22 protein-coding genes are annotated in these 21,527 nt (G+C 68.0%); 13 read left to right on the forward strand and 9 right to left on the reverse strand.

Annotated features, from left to right (window positions below):
* Positions 1-22 precede the first annotated feature (22 nt).
* Positions 23-517 (reverse strand): transcription elongation factor GreA, encoded by a 495-nt coding sequence (gene greA, locus EXE63_RS22250; protein WP_168143711.1) that lies wholly within the window; start codon positions 515-517, stop codon positions 23-25.
* 204 nt (positions 518-721) lie between these two features.
* Positions 722-1,147 carry a DUF4307 domain-containing protein gene (locus tag EXE63_RS22255; RefSeq protein ID WP_168143712.1) on the reverse strand — a complete coding sequence of 142 codons (426 nt, stop codon included), beginning with the start codon at positions 1,145-1,147 and terminating at the stop codon, positions 722-724.
* Between the two features lie 95 nt (positions 1,148-1,242).
* Here EXE63_RS22255 and mca point away from each other — a divergent pair, with 95 nt between their 5' ends.
* The 4 genes from mca to EXE63_RS22275 are packed head-to-tail and all read left to right on the forward strand — an operon-like array spanning position 1,243 to position 4,732.
* A complete protein-coding gene (mca, locus tag EXE63_RS22260) occupies positions 1,243-2,109 on the forward strand; it encodes a mycothiol conjugate amidase Mca (protein ID WP_168143713.1) in 867 nt (288 codons plus the stop codon).
* Positions 2,106-2,363, forward strand: coding sequence for a hypothetical protein (locus EXE63_RS22265; protein ID WP_168143714.1), 258 nt, complete (start codon positions 2,106-2,108; stop codon positions 2,361-2,363). The genes mca and EXE63_RS22265 overlap by 4 nt, the downstream gene beginning before the upstream one ends.
* Complete coding sequence (locus EXE63_RS22270; RefSeq protein WP_168143715.1) at positions 2,347-4,353, forward strand: thioredoxin domain-containing protein; 2,007 nt, start codon at positions 2,347-2,349, stop codon at positions 4,351-4,353. The genes EXE63_RS22265 and EXE63_RS22270 overlap by 17 nt, the downstream gene beginning before the upstream one ends.
* Before the next feature lie 10 nt (positions 4,354-4,363).
* The gene (locus EXE63_RS22275) at positions 4,364-4,732 is read left to right on the forward strand and encodes a nuclear transport factor 2 family protein (RefSeq protein ID WP_168143716.1); all 369 of its coding nucleotides are present in this window, start codon (positions 4,364-4,366) and stop codon (positions 4,730-4,732) included.
* Between the two features lies 1 nt (position 4,733).
* Here the strand turns inward: EXE63_RS22275 and trhA are convergent, their stop codons facing one another.
* Entirely contained in the window at positions 4,734-5,507 is a 774-nt protein-coding gene (gene trhA / locus EXE63_RS22280; RefSeq protein ID WP_234904229.1) for a PAQR family membrane homeostasis protein TrhA, read from the reverse strand.
* 56 nt (positions 5,508-5,563) lie between these two features.
* On the opposite strand from trhA, the gene EXE63_RS22285 reads away from it, so the two are divergent.
* The 3 genes from EXE63_RS22285 to EXE63_RS22295 all read left to right on the forward strand — a co-directional run bounded on the left by EXE63_RS22285 (position 5,564) and on the right by EXE63_RS22295 (position 8,329).
* The gene (locus EXE63_RS22285) at positions 5,564-6,361 is read left to right on the forward strand and encodes a (2Z,6E)-farnesyl diphosphate synthase (protein ID WP_168143717.1); all 798 of its coding nucleotides are present in this window, start codon (positions 5,564-5,566) and stop codon (positions 6,359-6,361) included.
* Between the two features lie 5 nt (positions 6,362-6,366).
* Positions 6,367-7,725 (forward strand): hypothetical protein, encoded by a 1,359-nt coding sequence (locus EXE63_RS22290; RefSeq protein WP_168143718.1) that lies wholly within the window; start codon positions 6,367-6,369, stop codon positions 7,723-7,725.
* 199 nt (positions 7,726-7,924) lie between these two features.
* On the forward strand, positions 7,925-8,329 hold the full coding sequence (locus EXE63_RS22295) for a hypothetical protein (RefSeq protein ID WP_168143719.1): 405 nt from the start codon (positions 7,925-7,927) through the stop codon (positions 8,327-8,329).
* A gap of 59 nt (positions 8,330-8,388) precedes the next feature.
* On the opposite strand, the gene coaA is transcribed toward EXE63_RS22295, so the two are convergent.
* Positions 8,389-9,321, reverse strand: a complete 933-nt coding sequence (gene coaA, locus EXE63_RS22300; protein WP_168143720.1) for a type I pantothenate kinase — start codon at positions 9,319-9,321, stop codon at positions 8,389-8,391.
* Between the two features lie 30 nt (positions 9,322-9,351).
* On the opposite strand from coaA, the gene EXE63_RS22305 reads away from it, so the two are divergent.
* From EXE63_RS22305 to EXE63_RS22325, 5 genes are all read left to right on the forward strand, one after another.
* Positions 9,352-10,560 carry a DUF885 domain-containing protein gene (locus EXE63_RS22305; protein WP_234904230.1) on the forward strand — a complete coding sequence of 403 codons (1,209 nt, stop codon included), beginning with the start codon at positions 9,352-9,354 and terminating at the stop codon, positions 10,558-10,560.
* Between the two features lie 23 nt (positions 10,561-10,583).
* A complete protein-coding gene (locus tag EXE63_RS22310; RefSeq protein WP_168143721.1) occupies positions 10,584-12,050 on the forward strand; it encodes a glycine hydroxymethyltransferase in 1,467 nt (488 codons plus the stop codon).
* A gap of 54 nt (positions 12,051-12,104) precedes the next feature.
* Positions 12,105-12,935, forward strand: coding sequence for an acyl-ACP desaturase (locus tag EXE63_RS22315; RefSeq protein WP_168143722.1), 831 nt, complete (start codon positions 12,105-12,107; stop codon positions 12,933-12,935).
* A gap of 199 nt (positions 12,936-13,134) precedes the next feature.
* The gene (gene phoH2, locus EXE63_RS22320; RefSeq protein WP_168143723.1) at positions 13,135-14,448 is read left to right on the forward strand and encodes an RNA 5'-3' helicase PhoH2; all 1,314 of its coding nucleotides are present in this window, start codon (positions 13,135-13,137) and stop codon (positions 14,446-14,448) included.
* Between the two features lie 97 nt (positions 14,449-14,545).
* Positions 14,546-15,013, forward strand: coding sequence for a PRC-barrel domain-containing protein (locus tag EXE63_RS22325; RefSeq protein WP_168143724.1), 468 nt, complete (start codon positions 14,546-14,548; stop codon positions 15,011-15,013).
* 88 nt (positions 15,014-15,101) lie between these two features.
* Here EXE63_RS22325 and EXE63_RS22330 read toward each other — a convergent pair whose 3' ends face one another.
* Both EXE63_RS22330 and glpX read right to left on the reverse strand, forming a co-directional pair.
* Complete coding sequence (locus EXE63_RS22330) at positions 15,102-16,544, reverse strand: class II fumarate hydratase (RefSeq protein WP_168143725.1); 1,443 nt, start codon at positions 16,542-16,544, stop codon at positions 15,102-15,104.
* Positions 16,545-16,574: 30 nt separating this feature from the next.
* On the reverse strand, positions 16,575-17,603 hold the full coding sequence (glpX, locus tag EXE63_RS22335; protein WP_168143726.1) for a class II fructose-bisphosphatase: 1,029 nt from the start codon (positions 17,601-17,603) through the stop codon (positions 16,575-16,577).
* A gap of 55 nt (positions 17,604-17,658) precedes the next feature.
* Between glpX and EXE63_RS22340 the strand changes: the two genes are divergently transcribed.
* Entirely contained in the window at positions 17,659-18,330 is a 672-nt protein-coding gene (locus EXE63_RS22340; protein ID WP_168143727.1) for a DUF4245 domain-containing protein, read from the forward strand.
* On the opposite strand, the gene EXE63_RS22345 is transcribed toward EXE63_RS22340, so the two are convergent.
* From EXE63_RS22345 to EXE63_RS22355, 3 genes are read right to left on the reverse strand one after another with little or no spacing between them, the layout of a single operon-like run.
* Complete coding sequence (locus EXE63_RS22345; protein ID WP_168143728.1) at positions 18,327-19,535, reverse strand: AI-2E family transporter; 1,209 nt, start codon at positions 19,533-19,535, stop codon at positions 18,327-18,329. The two genes, EXE63_RS22340 and EXE63_RS22345, sit on opposite strands and share 4 nt — an antisense overlap.
* A gap of 21 nt (positions 19,536-19,556) precedes the next feature.
* Positions 19,557-20,411, reverse strand: a complete 855-nt coding sequence (locus EXE63_RS22350) for an SDR family NAD(P)-dependent oxidoreductase (RefSeq protein ID WP_168143729.1) — start codon at positions 20,409-20,411, stop codon at positions 19,557-19,559.
* Positions 20,408-21,475: an NAD-dependent epimerase/dehydratase family protein gene (locus tag EXE63_RS22355; RefSeq protein ID WP_168143730.1), complete on the reverse strand. Its 1,068-nt coding sequence runs from the start codon at positions 21,473-21,475 to the stop codon at positions 20,408-20,410. Before EXE63_RS22355 ends, EXE63_RS22350 begins: the two co-directional genes overlap by 4 nt.
* Between the last annotated feature and the right edge of the window lie 52 nt (positions 21,476-21,527).

The following is a 21,527-nucleotide window of genomic DNA, read 5'->3' on the forward strand; positions in this document are numbered from 1 at the left end:
CGTCCCGCCGCGGCGGACGGGCTCAGGAGTGGTACGGCTCCGCGCTCAGCAAGGTCACCGTGACGGTGCTGCCATTGGGAATCGTGTAGCTGCGGGTATCGCCGACCTTGGCGTCGAGCAGGGCCTCGCCCAGCGGAGACTTCGGCGAATACACCTCGAGCTTGCCGTCGCTGACGCCCTCCTGGCGGGTGGCGATCAGGAACGTCTCGGTGTCGTCCTTGTCGTCGCCGTACTGCACCTTCACCACCGAACCGGGCAGTGCGACACCGGACTGCTTGGGTGCCTCGCCGACCTTGGCGTTGTTCAGCAGCTCCTGGAGCTGACGGATGCGCGCTTCTTCTTGGCCCTGCTGCTCGCGGGCGGCGTGGTAGCCACCGTTCTCGCGCAGGTCGCCCTCTTCACGACGATCGTTGATCTCGGCGGCGATGACGGGACGGTTGGCGATCAGCTGGTCCAGCTCCGCCTTCAAACGGTCGAAAGCCTCTTCGGTCAGCCAGGTGACCTGGGTATCGGTCATGTCCTCGCGCTCCTGTCGTTGATCTTTTCTCGCGCGCTGTATCGCGTGGGAATGTCGTGTATCGCCGCGATCGCAAGCGCCGTGACAGCGCGCTAATGCAGCAATACACGGCTCCAGCCGGAACCGTGTATTGCCCTAGCTTACCACCGCCGCGTCAACCCGTTTTCACGATTTCGCAGTTCGCTGTTCGTCCCGCGGACGTCTCTAGGGTGCCACCAGATACCCGGGCACGTCGATGCCGCAGCCATAAATATCGCCGACCACCGGCGGTTTCGTGGATTTGACCACCGCGTCGATCACCACCGACGATTCGCTGGACGGCGGCACCAGAATCTCCCGGCGGCCGGTCTCGTCGCCGTTGATGGATCGGGCCCGCACGATGCACACCGCGGGTACCGACGGATCGGCGCGGGTGACGGTGATCGTCACCGCCACGGTCTCGTCGTCGACGATCTTGTAGCCGCCCAGCTCGCCTTTGACATCTCCGGTCCCGAACCGCTGGAACGCGATGAGCGCGATCACCACTCCTGCCGTCACAATCAGCAGGAACAACCCGATCACCACTCGGCGACGGGTGCGTCGGGACAACTTCTGCCGCCCGTAACGGGCGGTGGGACGCTCGATGGTCAAGGTTAAGGGTGCCCGTCGGTCAGTTGGTTCCACTACAGCTGGAACTATAGAGCGGTGGGCATACGCGAGAGGGACGCCTCGTTGGATCAGACACGATGACTGAATTGCGCTTGATGGCGGTACACGCCCACCCCGATGACGAGTCCAGCAAGGGCGCGGCCACCACCGCCCGGTACGCGGCCGAAGGTGCCAGGGTCATGGTCGTGACCCTCACCGGCGGTGAACGCGGTGACATCCTGAACCCGGCGATGGACATCCCTGAGGTGCACGGACGCATCCACGAGGTGCGCCGCGACGAGATGGCCAAGGCCGCCGAGATCCTGGGTGTAGAACACCGCTGGCTGGGTTATGTCGACTCCGGGCTGCCCGAGGGCGACCCGCTACCGCCGCTGCCGGAGGGTTCCTTCGCCACCGTGCCGCTGGACGGGCCGACCGAGGCGCTGGTCGCGGTCATCCGCGAGTTCCGCCCGCACGTGCTGACCACCTACGACGAGAACGGCGGGTACCCGCACCCGGATCACATCCGGTGCCACGAGGTGTCCGTCGCCGCCTACGAGGCCGCGGCCGACCATCTGCGCTACCCCGAAGCCGGGGAACCGTGGGCGGTGTCCAAGCTGTACTACAACCACGGTTTCCTGCGGCAGCGCATGCAGGTCCTGCAGGACGAGTTCGCCAATCACGGCCAGGACGGCCCGTTCGCCAAGTGGCTGGAGAACTGGGACGCCGAGGAGGACGTGATCGAAGCGCGGGTGACCACCCGGGTGGAGTGCGCGAAGTTCTTCGCCCAGCGTGATGAGGCCCTACTCGCGCATGCCACCCAGATCGACCCGAAGAGTTTCTTCTTCACCACGCCCATGGAGTGGCAGCAGCGGCTGTGGCCGACCGAGGAATTCGAGCTCGCGCGGTCTCGTGTGCCGGTGCAGCTACCCGAGACCGACCTTTTCGCAGGGATCAAAACATGACTGACCTACTCCTGATCGCCGCCGGCCTGCTGGCCGAGGAGGGGCCGCGCCAGACCGGCCCGGACTTCGGCAAGGCCAGCCCGGTGGGTCTGCTGGTGCTGGTGCTCTTGCTGATCGGCACGTTCGCGCTGGTCTGGTCGATGAACCGGCACCTCAAGCGGCTGCCGGAGTCGTTCGACCCGGAGCATCCCGAACCCGATCAGGCCGTCGACGAGGGCACGGCAGGTGAGTTCAAGGGTGACACCAAGGGGTAACACCCTGGGCGAGTCCACCAGCCCCTACCTTCGCCAGCACGCGGACAACCCGGTGCACTGGCAGCAGTGGGGTGCGCAGGCGCTGGCCGAGGCCGCCGCCCGCGACGTGCCGATCCTGCTGTCCGTCGGGTACGCCGCCTGTCACTGGTGCCATGTGATGGCGCACGAATCCTTCGAGGACGCCGATGTCGCGGCGGCCGTGAACGACGACTTCGTCTGCATCAAGGTCGACCGCGAGGAGCGTCCGGATCTGGACGCCATCTACATGAACGCCACCGTCGCGCTGACCGGTCAGGGCGGCTGGCCCATGACGTGTTTCCTGACCCCGGACGGCCGGCCCTTCTTCTGCGGCACCTACTACCCCAAAGAAGGTTTCCTGCAGCTTGTTTCGGCCGTCAAGGAGACCTGGCAGCAGCGGCGCGGCGAGGTCGAGCAGGCCTCCGACGAGATCGCCGGGGAACTGCGGGCGATGAGCGCGGGCCTGCCGGGTACCGGGCCGGCGTTGGAAGCCCGGTTGTGCGATGAGGCGGTGGCCGCGGTACTGCGCGATGAGGATGTGCAGCGCGGCGGATTCGGTGCAGCGCCCAAGTTCCCGCCCTCGGCGGTGCTGGAGGCGCTGCTGCGCCACTACGAACGCACCGCCTCGGAAGAGGTGCTGGCCACGGTGGAACGGGCCGGCACGGCGATGGCGCGCGGCGGTATCTACGACCAGCTCGCCGGCGGTTTCGCCCGCTACAGCGTGGACCCGGACTGGGTGGTGCCGCACTTCGAGAAGATGCTCTACGACAATGCGCTGCTGCTGCGGTTCTACGCGCACTGGGCGCGGATCACGGGAAATCCACTGGCGCGCAAGATCACCGACGAGACGGCCCGGTTCATCATCGACGGCCTCGGTGCGGGTGGCATGTTCACCTCATCGCTGGACGCCGACGCGGACGGAGTGGAGGGGCTCACCTACTCGTGGACACCGGCGCAACTCCGCGATGTCCTGGGCGACGCCGACGCAGACTGGGCCGCTTCACTTTTCGGGGTGACGGCCGGTGGCACCTTCGAGCACGGCAGCTCGGTGCTGCAACTACCCGCCGATCCCGACGACCAGGCGCGCTTCGAGCGGGTGCGGGACGCGTTGCTCGCCGCCCGCGCGCAGCGTCCCCAGCCCGGCCGTGACGACAAGGTCGTGACGGCATGGAACGGCCTGGCCATCATCGCGCTCATCGAGGCCTCGGTGGCGTTGGACAAACCCGAATACGCCGACGCCGCAACGGTATGCGCGCGTGAGTTGCTGCTCCTGCATCTGGTCGGCGGTCGGCTGCGCCGCGCGAGCCTCGGTGGGGTGGTCGGTGAGAGCTCGGCGATCCTGGAGGACTACGCGACCCTGATCACCGCGATGTGCGGGCTGTATCAGCGCAACGGGGCGTCGGCCTGGCTCACCACTGCCACCGGCCTGCTCGACACCGTGCTGGAACATTTCGCCGATGCCGGGCGGCCGGGCCGCTGGTTCGACACCGCCGACGATGCCGAGACGCTGATGCTGCGGCCGGCGGATCCGCTCGACGGCGCCACTCCGTCCGGAGCGTCCTCGATCGCCGAGGCACTGCAGCTGGCGGCGCACCTGAGCGGGGACTCGCGCTACGCCGCGGCCGCCGATGCCACCCTGGCGTCCGCGACCACGGTGCTGGCCAAACTTCCACGCTCCGGTGGACATTGGCTTGCCGTCGCGGAGGCCGCGGTGCGCGGACCGATCCAGATCGCCGTGGCATGCGACCCCGCGCACTCGGAGCTCCTGGCCGCCGCGCGCAGGCTCGCACCGGGCGGGGCCGTGGTCGTCGGAGGCGCGGTGGATTCATCGGAGTTGCTGACCGGTCGCGACCGGGTGGGCGGGCACGATGCCGCCTACGTGTGCCGCGGACGGGTCTGCGATCTGCCCGTCACCACGGTGCAGGATCTCGCTGCCGCGCTTTCTCCAACTGCCCCGGGGCCATCCGTGTAGCCTGCCGCTCATGAGCTTCGAGCCGGATGTCTTGCAAGGTTTCGTCCAGCGCTACCTGGACACCGTCGTCACCGGCAGCGCCGATGACGTCGCCGCCCTCTACGCCGAGGACGCCACCCTGGAGGACCCGGTGGGCGGTGGCGAGGTGCACATCGGGCGGCAGGCGATCGCCGGGTTCTACAAGAACGTCGCCGGTGTCGAGGTGAAGACCGAGCTGTTGTCGTTCCGCGCGGGCGGCAGTGAGGCGGCGTTCGTCTTCGCCATCACCGTGGGCGGTGCGATGCGCATCGAGCCGATCGAGATCATGGCTTTCAATGCCGAGGGCCAGATCACCTCGATGCGGGCGTTCTGGGGTCCGGCGGACATCACGCAGCTCTAGGTCAGAAGACCGCGAACCACATCGCGATGTAGTGGCAGGTGGCCGCGACCGCGGTGCAGGCGTGGAAGAACTCATGGTGGCCGAACGTGGTCGGCCACGGGTTGGGCCACTTGAGCCCGTAGAGCACCCCGCCGACGCTGTAGAGCGCGCCGCCGACGATCAGCAGCACCACCGCGGACAGCCCGGCGCCGTCCATGATCGGCCCGATGAACCACGCCGCGACCCAGCCCAGCAGCAGGTAGAGCGGCACGCCCACCCAGCGCGGCGCCGACGGCCAGAACATCTTGAGGAACACCCCGGCGATGGCGCCGCCCCAGACGATCCAGAACAGCACCATGCCCTTGGATTCGGGCAGTGCCAGCAGCGCGAACGGCGTGTAGCTGCCCGCGATGAAGATGAAGATCATCGAATGATCCAGGCGCTTCATCCATTTGCGCGCCTTGGGCGATTGCCATGTCACCCGGTGGTAGGTGCCGCTGACGGCGAACATCGCCACGATGGTGAACGTGTAGAGCAGCGTCGCCAGCCCGGCGCGCGTCGACTCCAGCGACCACGACACCGCGACGAGCGCGGCCCCGGCGACGAACGCGACGAACGCCGAGTACACGTGGATCCAGCCGCGTGCGCGTGGCCGGCCCAGGAATTGTGCGACGCCGTCGGCGAAGGCCTCGGGCAGATCTTCGGCTTGATGCACCGCCGCTGACCGGTACGGCCGGCTTGTGTCGATCGACCCGGGTTCGATACGCGATCCCGCTGCGCTTCTCGATTCCGTCATGTCACCTCCCCTGAGTGGCACGGACCAGCCCGCTCATCACAGTAGTCTTGTTGGCTGTGGAGATCATTCCGCCGCGACTCAAGGAGCCGGCTTACCGGCTCTATGAACTGCGGTTGCGTAGAGAGTTGGCGCAGGCCAGGTCTGAGCTCCCGCGCCACATCGCGGTGTTGTGTGACGGAAATCGCCGCTGGGCCCGTGACGCCGGGTTCGACGACGTCAGTTACGGCTACCGCAAGGGCGCGGCGAAGATCGCCGAGATGCTGCGCTGGTGCCAGGCCGCGGGTATCGAGCTGACGACGGTCTATCTGCTCTCGACGGAGAACCTGCAGCGGGACCCCGAGGAGCTGGGCGCGCTGATCGACATCATCACCGATGTTGTCGAGGAGATCTGTGATCCGGCCAACCGCTGGAGTGTGCGCACCGTCGGTGACCTGGAACTGCTGGGCGAGGAGCCGGCCCGCCGGCTGCGCGACGCCGTGGAGGGCACGGTCGGCTCGGCCGCACCCGGCGCGTTACAGGTCAACGTCGCCGTCGGCTACGGCGGCCGGCAGGAGATCGTCGACGCGGTGCGCGGGCTGCTGAGCAAGCAGCTGGCCAACGGTGCCAGCGCCGAGCAACTCGTGGAATCCGTGACCGTCGAGGCGATCTCGGAGAACCTGTACACCTCGGGCCAGCCCGATCCCGATCTCGTCATCCGGACCTCCGGTGAGCAACGTCTCTCCGGATTCCTGCTGTGGCAGAGCGCCTATTCGGAGATGTGGTTCACCGAGGCGCACTGGCCGGCGTTCCGCCGGGTCGACTTCCTGCGCGCGCTGCGCGACTACACCATGCGGCACCGCAGGCACGGCAGGTAACTGCGGTGGCGGGCCTCTCGGCGATCGTGTTCGCGCTCAGCTGGTGGCTCGGGCTGTACCTGCTCGCGCGGGACCCGCGCAAACCGGTGCTGGTACTGGCGGCCGCCGGGCTGACCAGCTTCGCCCTGGTGGTCGCGCTCGACGCGGTGCGGGTGGTCACCCAGTCGGACGTGCTGGGCCGCATCGAGATCTACCTGATGGCGCTGCCGGGGATCGCCTGGTTCGCGGTGCTCGTCGAACTGTCCCGGCCGCCGGACACCTGGCGCGGACGGGTCCGCGAGATCGCGCTGGTGGGCGCGGTCGCCGCGGTGGCCCTCACCGGAGCCGCCCTGGCCGGTGACGTCGACGGGCCGCTTCGGCTCGGTCATTGGCTGATGTTCGGCGCGGTGTCGCTGCCGTCGCTGGGCGCCATGGTCACCGCCATGTTGCGTCCGGCGCAGCCGGTGCCGGTGGTGCGCTTCGTGTTGGTGGCCACGCTGTTCTTCGCGCTGGCCAACGTGATCCTGATCATTCCGCTCGGATTGCTGCCGAGCGGGCTGGCGCTGGCCTCCACCGGTTTCGACGTCGCGCTGCTCGGGATCGCGGTGGCGCTGTGGGACGCCTTCGACGAGGGGCAGGCGCTGCGCGCGGACATGCTGCGGTCCTTCACCGCGACGGCCGCCGTCGCGGTGCTCTTCGGCGGGCAGGCGATCATCGGGCTGGCGGTCGCGGGCCCGTCCGCGGCGACCGCGCTGACCGTGCTGCTGTTCACCAGCCTGGGCATCGCGATTGCGATCAACGTGCTGGCCGACCCGCTGGCCGGTGTGCTGGACCGGCTGGCCTTCTCCCACGCACCCGCGCTGCGGGCCGAGCGGGCCGCGTTGCGCAGCACCGAGGCGGCCCTGCCGTTGCGGTCGCGCAACCCACTCCACGATGTCGACGACGACACCTTCGTCCGGCTGACCCGCCGCGCGCTCGGGCACTACGGAGATCTGTCCAAACTCGTCGCCAGCCCGCTGACCGCGCTGCCGGCCATCGATGACCGGCTGGCCGCCCGCGGCGCGCCGGATCAGCCGCTGGAGCGGGCCAACGAACTGAAGGCTCTGCTCGCCGACCGCATCGCCGCGCTCAAACCGCGCGACGGCAGCGACTTCGGTACCAGCGAGCAGTGGCGGCACTACAACTCGCTGTACTTCCCCTATGTGGTCGGGGTCCGCGCCTACGCGCAGAACGCGACCGCGGCCGGCCTCGACCCGGTGGCCCGCCAGGCCTGGCAGTGGTTGGTCACCGAGGTGCCGCAACGCTCGCTGCACAACTGGCAGAACGCGGCAGCCCGCGTGATCGCCGCAGATCTACGCGGCGGACTGGTGCCCCAAGCCCGCTGACCTGCGGCTGGCAGTGATTGGCAGCGTCCGGTGTCGAACTGGCAGCGCTTCGTGAGCAGGGTCGAAGACGTCAGAAGCTCTTCCGGCCCACCGGTGCGGGACGTCCCGCGCACCCGGGGCGCAGTTGCCCGGGTGTCGAGGCACGCGGCGGCGTCCCACACCGGTCAAGAACTCATCGTCAGCTTTGAAAGGAAGATCCATGTCCACCATCACCGCCCCCGCCGTATCCACCCGTCCCGACGCGTTCCTGCGCCTGGCCATGCGCGCCGACGCGCTCATCGTCGGGATCGCCGGCGTCGGCCTGCTGGCCGCGGCCGGCTGGGCCGCCGACATCACCGGCCTGCCGCTGGCCGTCGAACGCGGTGTCGGCATCTTCTCCGTGGTCTACGGCGTCGTCGTCATCGCGCTGGCCGCCGTCGAGCGGGTCCGTCCCGGTGGTATCGGCACCGTCATCGCCAACCTGGTGTGCACCGTGATCGCCGTCGTGGTGGTAGTCGCCGGTGTGTTCCCGCTGACCGGCATCGGTGTGGCGGCAGTCATCGGCACCGGCCTCTACACACTGGTGATGGCGGAGCTGCAGTACGTCGGGCTGCGTCGCATCTGAGCTCGATTTCGGCGTGTTTTCGTGCGGTGAGCGCACGAAAACACGCCGAAATCGCCGTGTCAGAGCTTGCGCAGGCGCAGCCGGTTGATGGAGTGATCGGAGTCCTTGCGCAGCACCAGGGTGGCGCGCGGCCGGGTCGGCAGGATGTTCTCGATCAGGTTGGGGCGGTTGATCGAATGCCAGATGTCGCGGGCGGCGAACACCGCCTGCTCATCGGTGAGCGTCGAATAGTGATGGAAGTGCGACGCCGGATTGGCGAATGCGCCGGCCCGCATCGAGAGGAACCGCGAGATGTACCACTCCTCGATGTCCTCGACGCGCGCATCGACGTACAACGAGAAATCGAACAGATCCGAGACCATCAGCGCCGGGCCGGTCTGCAGCACGTTGAGGCCCTCCAGAATGAGGATGTCGGGCTGCCGGATCATCTGCTTCTCGCCGGGCACGATGTCGTAGATCAGGTGCGAATAGACCGGGGCGCAAGCCTTGTCGGCACCCGACTTCACCGCGGTGACGAAACGCATCAAGGCCCGGCGATCGTAGCTCTCCGGAAAACCCTTGCGGTGCATGATGTTCCGGCGCAGTAGTTCGGAGTTCGGGTACAGGAATCCGTCGGTGGTCACCAGGTCGACGCGAGGATGGTGCTCCCAGCGGCCCAGCAGCGCCTTGAGTACACGCGCAGTGGTCGACTTGCCGACGGCCACGCTGCCGGCGACCCCGATGACGAACGGCACGGGCCGGTCGGTGTGCTGCTCGCCGAGGAACTCCGCGGTGGCGGCGAACAGCCGTTGGTGCGCGGCGACCTGCAGATGGATCAGCCGGGCCAGCGGCAGATAGACCTCTTCGACCTCCAGCAGGTCGATCTGCTCACCGAGGCCGCGCAGGCCGGTCAGTTCGGATTCGTTGAGTGCGAGCGGCGTCGCCATGCGCAGCGAGCGCCATTGGGTCCGGTCGAACTCCACATATGGGCTCGGCTCGCTGGGCCGCGGCATGTCGCAAGTCTTACATCTAACGTTGACGGTATGAACGCCGGTATGGATTCGGGCACGCTGATTCGTGAGTACCTGCTGCTCGGCTTGCGGTTCGACCGGGTCGAGGAGGGCTATGTGGACTCCTTCACCGGCGACCCGGCGCTGCGCCGCCAGGTCGCCGACGAGCCCACCCCGGACCCGGCCGACCTGGCGCGCGAGGCCCGGCGGCTGCTGGCCGAGGTGCCGAGCACCGAGGGCCTCGACGCGCAGCGCGCCGGCTACCTGGCCGCGCACCTGAAGGCGCTGGCGTGTGCCGGCCGCAAGTTCGCCGGGGAGCAGGTCGGATTCGTCGAGGAGGTCCGCGAATACTTCGACGTCGATATCGCCAAGGGCGACCCGGATCGCTATCGGGACGCCCACACCAAGCTGGACGAGGCGCTGGGCGGCAGCGGTCCGCTGGCGCAGCGGTTACAGGCCTACCGCGCCGGCGAGGAGATCCCGCCGGAGCGCCTCGAGGAGTGCATCCAGGCGTTCTCCTCGGCGCTGCGGGACACGGTGCGCGCCACCTATCCGCTGCCCGAGAGCGAGACGATCACCTACGAGGTGGTCACCGACAAACCGTGGTCGGGCTTCAACTACTACCTCGGCGACTACACCTCGACCGTCGCGGTCAACGCCGACCTCAAACAGCAGATGTCGAACCTGCCGCGTCTCGTCGCACACGAGTCCTATCCCGGCCACCACACCGAGCACTGCCGCAAGGAGGCCGGGTTGGTGGCCGGCCTGCACCAGGACGAGCAGACCATCTTCCTGGTCAATACCCCGCAATGCCTGATGGCCGAGGGGCTGGCCGATCTGGCGCTGTATGCCGTGCAGGGCCCGTCCTGGGGCGGCTGGGCCGCCGAGATCTACGCCGATCTGGGCCTGCGGTTCGACGGTGACCGTTCGGCGGCGATCTCCGAGGCGGCCGCGGCGCTGGCCGATGTGCGCCAGGACGCGGCGCTGATGCTGCACGACGAGCACCGCGACATCGACGATGTCGCGGCCTACCTGAGCCGATGGCTGCTGGTCAGCGACGAGCGGGCGCGCCAAATGCTGCGCTTTCTGTCCTCCCCGCTGTGGCGCGCCTACACCAGCACCTATGTCGAGGGGTACCGGCTGCTGCGGGCGTGGATCGACGACCGGCCCGCCGGGGTTTCGCTGACCGAGCGGTTCGGCCGACTGCTCGACGAGCCGCTGATCCCGTCCAGCCTGCGGTGATACCAGGGCGATAGGCTGGCAGCATGACTGCCGACTCGTCGTTGACCGCTCCGGGTGTTGAGTACGCCGCCACCGCCAGCGAGGCCTACCGGGCCGCGCTGGCCGTGATCGAGTCGGTCGAGCCCCGCATCGCCGCCGCGACCCGCAAAGAGCTTGCCGACCAGCGTGATTCGCTCAAGCTGATCGCCAGCGAGAACTACGCCTCCCCGGCGGTGCTGCTGACCATGGGCACCTGGTTCTCCGACAAGTACGCCGAGGGCACCATCGGGCACCGTTTCTACGCGGCCTGCCAGAACGTCGACACCGTCGAGGCACTCGCCGCCGAGCACGCCCGCGAACTGTTCGGCGCCCCCTACGCCTACGCCCAGCCGCACTCCGGGATCGACGCCAACCTGGTTGCCTACTGGGCCATCCTGGCCACCCGGATCGAGGCTCCGGGCCTGGCCGAACTCGGCGCCAAGAACGTCAACGACCTGTCCGAACAGGACTGGGAGAAGCTGCGCGCCAAGCTGGGCAACCAGCGGCTGCTCGGCATGTCGCTGGAAACCGGCGGCCACCTCACCCACGGCTTCCGGCCCAACGTGTCCGGCAAGATGTTCCACCAGCGCAGCTACGGCACCGACCCGGAGACCGGCCTGATCGACTACGCCGCCGTCGCCGCCGCGGCCCGCGAGTTCAAGCCGCTGATCCTGGTCGCCGGCTACTCGGCCTACCCGCGCCGGGTCAACTTCGCCACCATGCGCGAGATCGCCGACGAGGTCGGCGCCACCCTGCTGGTCGATATGGCCCACTTCGCCGGTCTGGTGGCCGGCAAGGTGTTCACCGGCGACGAAGATCCGGTGCCGCACGCCCACGTCACCACCACCACCACGCACAAGTCGCTGCGTGGACCGCGCGGCGGCCTGGTGCTGGCCACCGAGGAGTACGCCCCCGCCGTCGACAAGGGCTGCCCCATGGTGCTGGGCGGACCGCTCTCGCACGTGATGGCGGCCAAGGCCGTCGCGCTGGCCGAGGCCCGCCAGCCCGCGTTCCGCGAGTACGCGCAGGCCGTGGCCGACAACGCCAAGGCGCTGGCCGACGGCTTCCTCAAGCGCGGGGCGCGACTGGTCACCGGCGGCACCGACAACCATCTGGTGCTGCTCGACGTCACCTCGTTCGGGCTGACCGGCCGGCAGGCCGAATCGGCACTGCTGGACGCCGGCGTCGTCACCAACCGCAACTCCATTCCGGCCGACCCGAACGGCGCCTGGTACACCAGCGGCATCCGGTTCGGCACTCCGGCGCTGACGACCCGCGGCTTCGGTGCCGCCGAGTTCGACCGGGTGGCCGAACTCGTTGTCGACGTGCTGAAGAACACCGAGCCCGCCGCCGCCTCCACCGGCCCGTCGAAGGCCAAGTACAAGCTGGCCGACGGTGTCGCCGATCGGGTTCACGCCGCGTCGGCGGAGATCCTGGCGGCCAACCCGCTCTATCCGGGACTCACCCTCTGACACGCCGGTCGAAGGATTTTTAGAAACGTGTGAATGCGGGTTACAGTTACTTTTATGGCTGAGAAACCCGTTGCCAACGCGCTGATCCTTGAGCTCGAGCCGGTCGTGGCGGAGAACCTGTCGCGACACCTCGCCACCGAGGAGCCCTGGTACGGCCACGACTATGTGCCCTTCGATCAGGGTGAGAACTTCGCCTTCCTGGGCGGCAAGGACTGGGATCCGTCCCAGGTGACCCTGCCCAAGCCGGTCACCGATGCCTGCGAGATCCTGCTCATCACCAAGGACAACCTCGCCGCGCACCACCGCGAGATCGTCGAACACTTCATCCTCGAGGAGAAGTGGGGCCGCTGGATCGGCCGCTGGACCGCCGAGGAGCATCTGCACGCCATCGCGCTGCGCAACTACCTGGTGGTCACCCGCGAGATCGACCCGTCGGCCAATGAGGACGTGCGCGTCGAGCACGTCATGAAGGGCTACCGGGCCGATCGCTTCTCCCAGATCGAGACCCTGGTGTTCATGACGTTCTTCGAGCGCGAGCATGCGGTGTTCACCCGCAACCTGCAGGCACAGATCACCGAGCCGACCCTCAAGGGCCTCGTCGGCCGGATCGCCGCCGACGAGGAACGCCACGAGGAGTTCTTCGCCAACCTGGTGGCGCACTGCCTGGCCACCGACACCCGGGCCGAGACCGTCAGCGCCATCGCCCGCCGTGCCGCCGAGCTCGACGTCCTCGGTGGGGACATCGAGGCCTACGCCGACAAGCGTGCCACCATCGCCGAGGCCGGCATCTTCGACGACGCCGCCCGACGTGCTGTTATCGCCGACCTGATCGCCGCATGGGGTGTCGCCGAGGAACCAGAGTTACGAGAGTTCACCGGCGCGTAACCTGTTGTGCCGGTTGGCCCGGCGCGCCTGCCAAGCGCATCCCGTAGAGCGGGAGTAGCGTCGATTCCGATGGCTAGCGAATTGCTTTGCTGTCCGGGCGGTACCGATCTTTTCGCGAGAACGGGACCGGCCCCGGTCCTCGGTACCGCGGTGCCCGCCGAAACGCTTCCGCGGGGCCGCGGAGGTCTAGGAGCGCCTCGTGACCGATTCGCCGATCCGGACCTACGTGCTCGACACCTCCGTGCTGCTGTCCGATCCCTGGGCATGCACACGGTTCGCCGAGCATGAGGTGGTTGTCCCTCTCGTGGTTATCAGCGAGTTGGAGGCCAAACGGCACCATCACGAACTTGGCTGGTTCGCCCGCCAGGCTCTACGTCTGTTCGATGACCTGAGACTGGCGCACGGGCGGCTGGATCAGCCGATCCCCGTCGGAAGCCACGGTGGTGTGCTGCACATCGAGCTGAACCACAGTGACCCCACCGTGCTGCCGGTCGGCTTCCGTACCGACACCAACGATGCGCGCATCCTGACCTGCGCGGCCAACCTGGCCGCCGAGGGCAAGAACGTCACGCTGGTGAGCAAGGACATCCCGCTGCGCGTCAAGGCGGGTGCGGTGGGCCTGGATGCCGACGAGTACCACGCCCAGGACGTCGTCACCTCCGGCTGGACGGGCATGAGCGAGCTCGACGCGGCACCCGAGGAGATCGACACGCTGTTCGCCGAGGGCGACCTCGACCTGGCGGCCGCGCGGGACCTGCCCTGCCACACCGGTGTTCGGCTGCTCGGCGGCAACTCCTCGGCGCTGGGCCGGGTGAACGCGGATAAACGGGTGCAGCTGGTCCGTGGCGATCGCGAAGTGTTCGGCCTCCGGGGAAGGTCAGCCGAACAACGCGTCGCCCTCGATCTGCTGCTCGACGAATCCGTGGGCATCGTGTCGCTCGGAGGCAAGGCCGGCACCGGTAAATCGGCACTGGCGCTGTGCGCCGGCCTGGAGGCGGTGCTGGAACGCCGCACCCAGCGCAAGGTGGTGGTCTTCCGGCCGCTGTACGCGGTCGGCGGCCAGGATCTGGGCTACCTGCCCGGCAGCGAGAGCGAGAAGATGGGCCCGTGGGCACAGGCCGTCTTCGACACCCTGGAGGGGCTGGCCAGCCCGGCGGTGCTGGAGGAAGTGCTCTCCCGCGGGATGCTGGAAGTGTTGCCGCTCACCCATATTCGCGGCCGGTCGCTGCACGACTCGTTCGTGATCGTCGACGAGGCGCAGTCGCTGGAACGCAATGTGCTGCTGACGGTGCTGTCCCGGCTCGGGTCGGGCTCGCGGGTCGTGCTCACCCACGATGTCGCCCAGCGCGACAACCTGCGGGTCGGCCGGCACGACGGTGTTGCCGCAGTGATCGAGAAGCTGAAGGGGCATCCGTTGTTCGCCCACATCACGCTGATGCGCAGCGAGCGGTCCCCGATCGCGGCACTGGTCACCGAGATGCTCGAGGAGATCACCCCCGACGCCCTGCCCTGAGAGTGAATTCGGCGTGATCGGTTGCGTTCACCGCAGCCGATCACGCCGAAATCGCCCCTGTTGTTTGCCACCGCCCCGCGATGGCTATTCCACGCTCATGACGAGTCTGGTGGATCAATACGTCGGCGCCACCGCCTACGACGTTTCGGGCGACAAGATCGGCAAGATCGGCAGGCTCTTCGTCGACGGTCGTAGCCGCGAACCGAAGTGGGCCGAAGTGCACACCGGTCTGTTCCGGAAGTCTCAGATGCTGATCCCGCTGGGCGGTTCTCGCCAGGAGGGCCGGGCGGTGACGCTCACGGTCAGCAAGGCCGCGGTCAAGGAGGCGCCGAAGGTGCGGGTCGGCGAGGGCATCACGGTGGACGAAGCCGACCGGCTGTCCCGGCACTACCGGCTCGACGAACCGCAACCGGAGGCCCCGCAGCCGCCGGCGCCGCACTCCACCGCACTGGATATCGCTGCGGCGGCGGCCGGTATGGGTGGGACAGCGGTCAACACCGCGGCGTGGTCACCGGCGGAGAACCAGCACCCGGACACCTTCGAAGAGCCGGAGCCGACGCGCTAGGCCCCTGTCTTTCTTGCCGAGCAGACGCAAATGGCCCCCGAAACACCTGTTTCAGGGGCCATTTGTGTCTGCTCGTGCGGGCCGGTCGTTATTCGCCCGGCTTGACCTTCGCCATCGCCAGCACGTCGAGGCGCTTGTCCAGTTCCGCCTCGGACAGCTTGTCGCCGATCAGTCCGCGGTCGATCACCGTCTGGCGGATGGTCTTGCGCTCCTTGAGTGCTTCCTTGGCGACCTTGGCGGCCTCCTCGTAGCCGATCGCCGAGTTCAGCGGCGTCACGATGGACGGTGAGGACTCGGCCAGCTCGCGCAGGTGCGCGTCGTTGGCCACCAAGCCGTCAATACACTTGCTGGCGAACAACTTCGAGACATTGGCCAGCAGGGTGAACGACTCCAGCACGTTGCGCGCCATCATCGGGATGTAGACGTTGAGTTCGAACGCACCGGACAGCCCGCCGACGGTGACCGCGGCGTCATTGCCGATGACCTGCGCGGCCACCTGGGTCACCGCTTCCGGCAGCACCGGATTGACCTTGCCCGGCATGATCGAGCTACCCGGCTGCAGGTCCGGCAGCTGCAACTCGCCCAGACCGGTCAGCGGGCCCGAGCCCATCCAGCGCACGTCATTGGCGATCTTGGTCAGCGACACCGCGATGGTCTTCAGCGCGCCGGACGCCTCGACCAGCCCGTCGCGGGCGGCCTGAGCCTCGAAAGAGTCGGCGGCGGTGCGCAGTTCGCCAAGGCCGGTCTGATCCACCAACACGTCGACGACCTTGGCGCCGAAACCGTCGGGTGCGTTGAGGCCGGTGCCGACGGCGGTACCGCCGATGGCCAGCTCGCCCAGACGGGGCAGCGTCGCCTTCACCCGCTCGATGCCTGCCTCGATCTGGCGGGCGTAACCGCCGAACTCCTGGCCGAGTGTCACCGGCACGGCGTCCATCAGGTGGGTGCGGCCGGACTTGACGGTGGTGCGCCACTGCCGTGCCTTGCCGGCCAGCGACTCGTGCAGGATCTCCAGCGCCGGGATCAGATGGCGCACAGCGGCTTCGGTCGCCGCGATATGGGTGGCGGTGGGGAAGGTGTCATTCGAGCTCTGCGACATGTTGACGTCGTCATTGGGATGGATGGTGACGCCGTTGGCCGCGGCGATGGACGCGATGACCTCGTTGGCGTTCATGTTCGAGCTGGTGCCCGACCCGGTCTGGAAGACGTCGATGGGGAACTGGTCGTCGTGCAGGCCGTCGGCGATCTCGGCGGCGGCGGCGATGATGGCGTCGGCCTTCTCGGCTGCCAGCAGGCCCAGGTCCTTGTTCACCTGGGCGCAGGCGCCCTTGAGCAGTCCCATCGCGCGGATCTGGGTGCGCTCCAGCGGGCGGAACGAGATCGGGAAGTTCTCCACTGCCCGCTGGGTCTGGGCCCGCCACAGGGCGTTGACCGGAACCCGGACCTCACCCATGGTGTCGTGCTCGATCCGGTACTCGATCTCGCCGGCTTTCTTCTGGCCGGCTTTGTTCTCGACAACACTGTCGGTCATCTGGGTCCTTTTCGTGGGTCGCTGATGCGGTCAGGGGAGAGGATGTGCTGCGGTCAGATCTCCGGTGAAGTCCACCGAGGAGTACTCGTTGAGCTTGGACAGCCGGTGGTAGGCCTCGATCATCCGGACGGTGCCGGACTTGGAACGCATCACGATGGACTGGGTGGTCGCGCCGCCGCCGGAGTATTGGACGCCCTTGAGCAGATCGCCGTCGGTGACGCCGGTGGCCGAGAAGAACACGTTCTCGCCGGAGACCAGGTCCTCGGTGAGCAGCACCCGGTCCAGGTCGTAGCCACGGTCGAGGGCCTTCTGCTTCTCGTCGTCGTCGGTCGGGGCGAGCTGGGCCTGGATGGCGCCACCCATGCAGCGGATGGCCGCCGCGGCGATGATGCCCTCGGGGGTGCCGCCGATACCGACGAGGATGTCGGTGCCGGACCCGGGGCGGCAGGCGGCGATGGCACCGGCGACGTCGCCGTCGGAGATCAGCCGGATGCGGGCGCCGGCCTCGCGGACATCGGCGATCAGCTGGGCGTGCCGAGGCCGGTCCAGGATGCAGACGGTCAGGTCGGCGACGCTGGACTTCTTGATCTTGGCGACGTTCTTGATGTTCTCGGCGATCGGCGCGGTGATGTCGATGGCGTCGGCGGCGTCCGGGCCGACGGCAATCTTGTGCATGTAGTACACCGCCGACGGGTCGAACATGGCGCCGCGCTCGGCGACGGCGAGCACCGAGATGGCGTTGGGCATGCCCTTGCTCATCAGGGTGGTGCCGTCGACCGGGTCGACGGCGAAATCGCAGTCGGGTCCGTCGCCGTTGCCAACCTCTTCACCGTTGTAGAGCATCGGGGCGTTGTCCTTCTCACCCTCACCGATGACCACGACACCGCGCATCGACACGGAGTTCACCAATTCGCGCATGGCGTCGACGGCGGCGCCGTCGCCACCCTCCTTGTCACCGCGGCCGACCCAACGGCCCGCGGCCATGGCTCCGGCTTCGGTGACTCGCACGAGCTCGAGGGCGAGGTTGCGGTCTGGGGCTTCCCGGCGCGAAGGCGTCATGGGCCAGATTGTCCCATTAGCGGGTCGAAGATTGGGAACTGGGATACTGGCTGTCATGAGCACTCCGGAACCGAACCCCGACGCACCGGTGATGGTGCCGGTTCCCCGGCCCGCCAAGGACCGGCTCCTGCAGGACGGCCGCGACATGTTCTGGTCGATGGCACCGCTGGTGTTGATCTGCATCGTGCTGGCCGGCGTGCTCGGCATGTGCTCGTTCGCGCCCAGCGGGCCCGGTCAGGGTGACATCCCGCAGTTCGACGCCCCAGCCGCGCTGCAGGCCGACGCCGAGGTGCTGAAGTTCCCGGTCAGGCTGCCGGAGCTGCCCGCGGGCTGGCAACCCAACTCCGGGGCGCGCGGTGGTATCGACGGTGGCCGCACCGACCCGGCGACCGGTCAGCCGGTCCGGGCGGTGACCTCGCGGGTCGGCTATATCGCCCCGAGCAAGATGTATCTGAGCCTGACGCAGAGCAACGCCGACGAGGCCAGGCTCGTCGGTTACCTGAACCCCGAGGCGGTGCCCACCGGCGCGCAGGATGTCGACGGGGTGAGCTGGGTCGTCTACGAGCCGGGGGAGGGCGAGCCGATCTGGACCACGCGACTGGACGGTGCAGAACGCTCAGGCCGCGAGGCCGGACAGGCTCAGATCGCGATCACCGGCGCCGGGTCCCAGGACGACTTCCGCACCCTGGCGAAGGCCGTGCAGACCCAGGCCCCGCTGCCGGTCTAGTCGCCCGGTTCCGGTCCGTTGTCGGCCGCCGGCGCCGCGGCCACCGGTGGCGCATGACGGCGGGCACGGGCCCGCGCGATCAGCTCTCTGAGCCTGCTGGGTTTGTCGGGTTCGTCTTCCAGGGCCTCGGTGCCCATCTCCATCGGCACACCCTGGTAGACCCAGAGGTACACGCTGATGGTGGTGACGATGACGATCATCACCACCGGTCCGATGACGATGCCGAGGAAGCCGAACATGGTGATCCCGGCGAACACCGACAGCAGCATCAGCGCCGAGTCGAGTTTGGCCTCCTTGGGCACCAGGATCGGGCGCAGCACATTGTCGATGTTGGTCACCACGATGATGTGGAAGGCGATGACGAAGATGCCGCCGATGACATTGCCGAACAGCGCAAGACCGATCCCGAACGGGATGGTGACGATGCCGCCGCCGAGCGGGATCACCGAGAGCGCCGACAGCAGGATGGCGAAGATGAAGAACCCGTCGTGGAAGCCGGCGATGTAGATCGAGATGGCGCCGGCGATGCCCTGAGCCAGCGCGATGACGAACTGGCCGCGCACGGTGCCGCGCACCATGGCCGCCATCTTGGCCAGATACAGGTCGGTGGCCTCCTCGCCGAGCGGGTTGAGCCGGCGGATCAGCAGCCGCAGGTCGTCGCCGTTGACCAGCAGCGAGATGAACACGTACAGGAAGATGATGGCGGCGGTGAGACCGCCGAACAGTCCGCCGGCGGCACCCTGCAGGACATGCAGGCCCCATTCGCCGGCGCGCTGGGCGAAGGTGACCACCCAGTGCTGCAGCTGCTCGGGGGTGATTTCGGTGCTCTTCAGGAACGGCACCCGGTCGATCAGCTCGTTGACCACCCGCAGTGAGCGGTCCCCGAGGGTGCTCAGGTCGGTCTTGCCCACCCAGTCGGCGACGTTGCGCACCATGGTGGTGATCTGCACGACGCCGAGGGCGACGGCACCGCTGATCGGGATGATCACGATGGCCAGGGCCGCAAACAGGGTCAGGGTGGCCGACAGGCCGGCGCTGAACCTTGTGCGCAGCCGCTCGTAGAGCGGGTCGAACAGGTAGGCCACCACCGCCGCGACCACGATGAGGATGAAGTAGCCGCGCAGGAAGTAGGCGCCGAAGGCGATCGCGATGACGGTCGCGACTGCCAGGGCCCGCTTCTGGCTGAGGGTGAACTCCGTTTTCACGGGTCTATTGGACAGGTTCTGTCACTGTTGCGCGAGCTTCATGATGTGCCCGAGCAGATCCGGGTACCGCTTCATGTGAGATCCGCCGTTCAGGTCGAGCACCTCACCGGTCAGCCAGGACGCCTTGGTGAGGAACACGACGGCCTCGGCGATGTCCTCGGGAGTGCCGGCGCGGCCCAGCGGGGTGTTCTCCACGTACTCCTCGACGACCCCGGGTACCAGGGCCGCGCCCTCGGTGAGCGGGGTGTGCACGAAACCGGGCGCCACGGCATTGACCCGTATTCCGCGCGGCGCCAATTCCAGGGCGGCCACCTGGGTGAGCATCGACAGCCCGGCCTTGGCCGAACAGTAGGCGCTCATGCCTGCGGCGGGCTGGCGGCCGTTGAGTGAGGAGATGGAGACCAGCGCGCCGCCGTCGTTCAGATACCGACCGGCGTATTTGGCGACGATGAAGGCGCCGGTGAGGCAGACGTCGATGACGGCCCGGAAGTCCTCCACCGCGAGGTCGACGATCAGCCCGATATTGGAGAAGCCGGCGCAGCTGACCACCGCATCGATTGGTCCAGTGGCCTCAAAAAGTGTTGCCACCGAGGCTTCGTCGACGACGTCGACCGCCGCCCCCGAATGCGGGTCGCCGAGTTCGGCGGCGCGGGCGGCGGCGCCCTCGGCGTTGCGGTCGGCCACGACGACGCGGTACCCCTCGGCCGCCAGTGCCCGTGCCGAGGCCCAGCCGATACCGGAGGCCCCGCCGATGACAACGGCCGTCTTACCCGTCGCTTCGCTCGCCCCGGAAGCCGTCTTACCCGTCGCTTCGCTCGCCCCGGAAGCCGTCTTACCCGTCGCTTCGCTCGCCCCGGAAGCCGTCTTACCCGTCATGCGTGAGCCTCCGGTCGTGGGTCGCCCCATTTGTCGCTGATCGCCTTCCACGGGTCCGCATACCGCATCCCGGTGCCGTGATATGCCGTCTGGCGCTTGAGGATCTGCTTGGCAAGCGGCGCGATGACGCGCAGCAGGGGGCGTTTGATACCGGCGTTCTCGGCCGTCTCGATCAACATGTCGGGCCACGAATGATGCTGGAAACCAAGCACTTCCTGAGCTCTGGTGGTGTCCATCCAGTCCGTGTTGAACCAGCTGTCATCGTTGCGTGGGTCGCCCTTGAGCCCGGTGGGCAGACCGCCCACCAGGCCCAGCGCGGCAGCCATCGCCGGGGCCACGTCGCCCTGCAGCAGGCGATGGGTGGCATCGTCACCGCCGATGAGCAGCGTCTCGCCGAGTGCGTCGGCGGTGGTGGCCGCAGCGAAGGCGCTCGCCACGTCGCGCACATCGACGGTCTGCAGCCGGCCATCGGTGGGCAGCATGCCCTCGAAGTAGAAGTTGTCCATCTTCATGTAGGAGCCGGGGCTGGCGGTCAGCACGCCACCCAGCCGCAGGATGACCCAGTCCAGCGCTGAGGTCCGCACGATCTTCTCGGCCTTGACCTTGTGGTCGCCGTAGATGTCGGCGGGGTTGACCGGGGTTTGCGCGGTGAGTGCACCGCCCACCGTGTGCGGGTTTCGCGAGCCGTAGACGGCGATGCTGGAAGCAAGCACGAAACGGGCTGGTGTGGAGAGCTTTTCGGCGGCGCGCACGAGACTGGCAGTGGCGTCGACGTTGACGCGCTCGGCCAGTCCGCGGCGCTGGTAGATGAACGGCGGGATGACCGCTGCGAGATGGATGATCGCCGCCGGCGCCACCTCGTCGACGAGCGTGCCGACCGTCGTGGGGTCGGTGAGGTCGGCCCAGCGCACGGTGACGCCGACCGGTAGGGACTCGGCGGCCTTCCGATTGGCCGGTACGTCCAGATCGGTGGCGACCACCCGTCGTCCGTCGGCGGCGAGTCGGTGCACGGTTGCCGAACCGACCAGCCCGAAGGCTCCGGTCACCAACACGGTTTCGGTCATCGGGACTCCATCAGCCGGGGGCGCAACGTCTGTCACAGTAGCGAACGGAGTC

It is taken from the genome of Mycolicibacterium frederiksbergense (assembly GCF_012223425.1).
GTDB lineage: Bacteria > Actinomycetota > Actinomycetes > Mycobacteriales > Mycobacteriaceae > Mycobacterium > Mycobacterium frederiksbergense.

Bases quoted from the DNA above. Each gene is read 5' to 3' on its own strand.
- glpX (WP_168143726.1), bottom strand. From the start codon at position 17,603: ATGACGCCTTCGCGCCGGGAAGCCCCAGACCGCAACCTCGCCCTCGAG.
- trhA (WP_234904229.1), bottom strand. From the start codon at position 5,507: ATGACGGAATCGAGAAGCGCAGCGGGATCGCGTATCGAACCCGGGTCG.
- EXE63_RS22310 (WP_168143721.1), top strand. From the start codon at position 10,584: ATGACTGCCGACTCGTCGTTGACCGCTCCGGGTGTTGAGTACGCCGCC.
- EXE63_RS22340 (WP_168143727.1), top strand. From the start codon at position 17,659: ATGAGCACTCCGGAACCGAACCCCGACGCACCGGTGATGGTGCCGGTT.
- EXE63_RS22355 (WP_168143730.1), bottom strand. From the start codon at position 21,475: ATGACCGAAACCGTGTTGGTGACCGGAGCCTTCGGGCTGGTCGGTTCG.
- EXE63_RS22305 (WP_234904230.1), top strand. From the start codon at position 9,352: ATGAACGCCGGTATGGATTCGGGCACGCTGATTCGTGAGTACCTGCTG.
- EXE63_RS22295 (WP_168143719.1), top strand. From the start codon at position 7,925: ATGTCCACCATCACCGCCCCCGCCGTATCCACCCGTCCCGACGCGTTC.
- EXE63_RS22315 (WP_168143722.1), top strand. From the start codon at position 12,105: ATGGCTGAGAAACCCGTTGCCAACGCGCTGATCCTTGAGCTCGAGCCG.
- EXE63_RS22330 (WP_168143725.1), bottom strand. From the start codon at position 16,544: ATGACCGACAGTGTTGTCGAGAACAAAGCCGGCCAGAAGAAAGCCGGC.
- EXE63_RS22350 (WP_168143729.1), bottom strand. From the start codon at position 20,411: ATGACGGGTAAGACGGCTTCCGGGGCGAGCGAAGCGACGGGTAAGACG.
- EXE63_RS22325 (WP_168143724.1), top strand. From the start codon at position 14,546: ATGACGAGTCTGGTGGATCAATACGTCGGCGCCACCGCCTACGACGTT.
- greA (WP_168143711.1), bottom strand. From the start codon at position 517: ATGACCGATACCCAGGTCACCTGGCTGACCGAAGAGGCTTTCGACCGT.
- EXE63_RS22275 (WP_168143716.1), top strand. From the start codon at position 4,364: ATGAGCTTCGAGCCGGATGTCTTGCAAGGTTTCGTCCAGCGCTACCTG.
- mca (WP_168143713.1), top strand. From the start codon at position 1,243: ATGACTGAATTGCGCTTGATGGCGGTACACGCCCACCCCGATGACGAG.
- EXE63_RS22265 (WP_168143714.1), top strand. From the start codon at position 2,106: ATGACTGACCTACTCCTGATCGCCGCCGGCCTGCTGGCCGAGGAGGGG.
- coaA (WP_168143720.1), bottom strand. From the start codon at position 9,321: ATGCCGCGGCCCAGCGAGCCGAGCCCATATGTGGAGTTCGACCGGACC.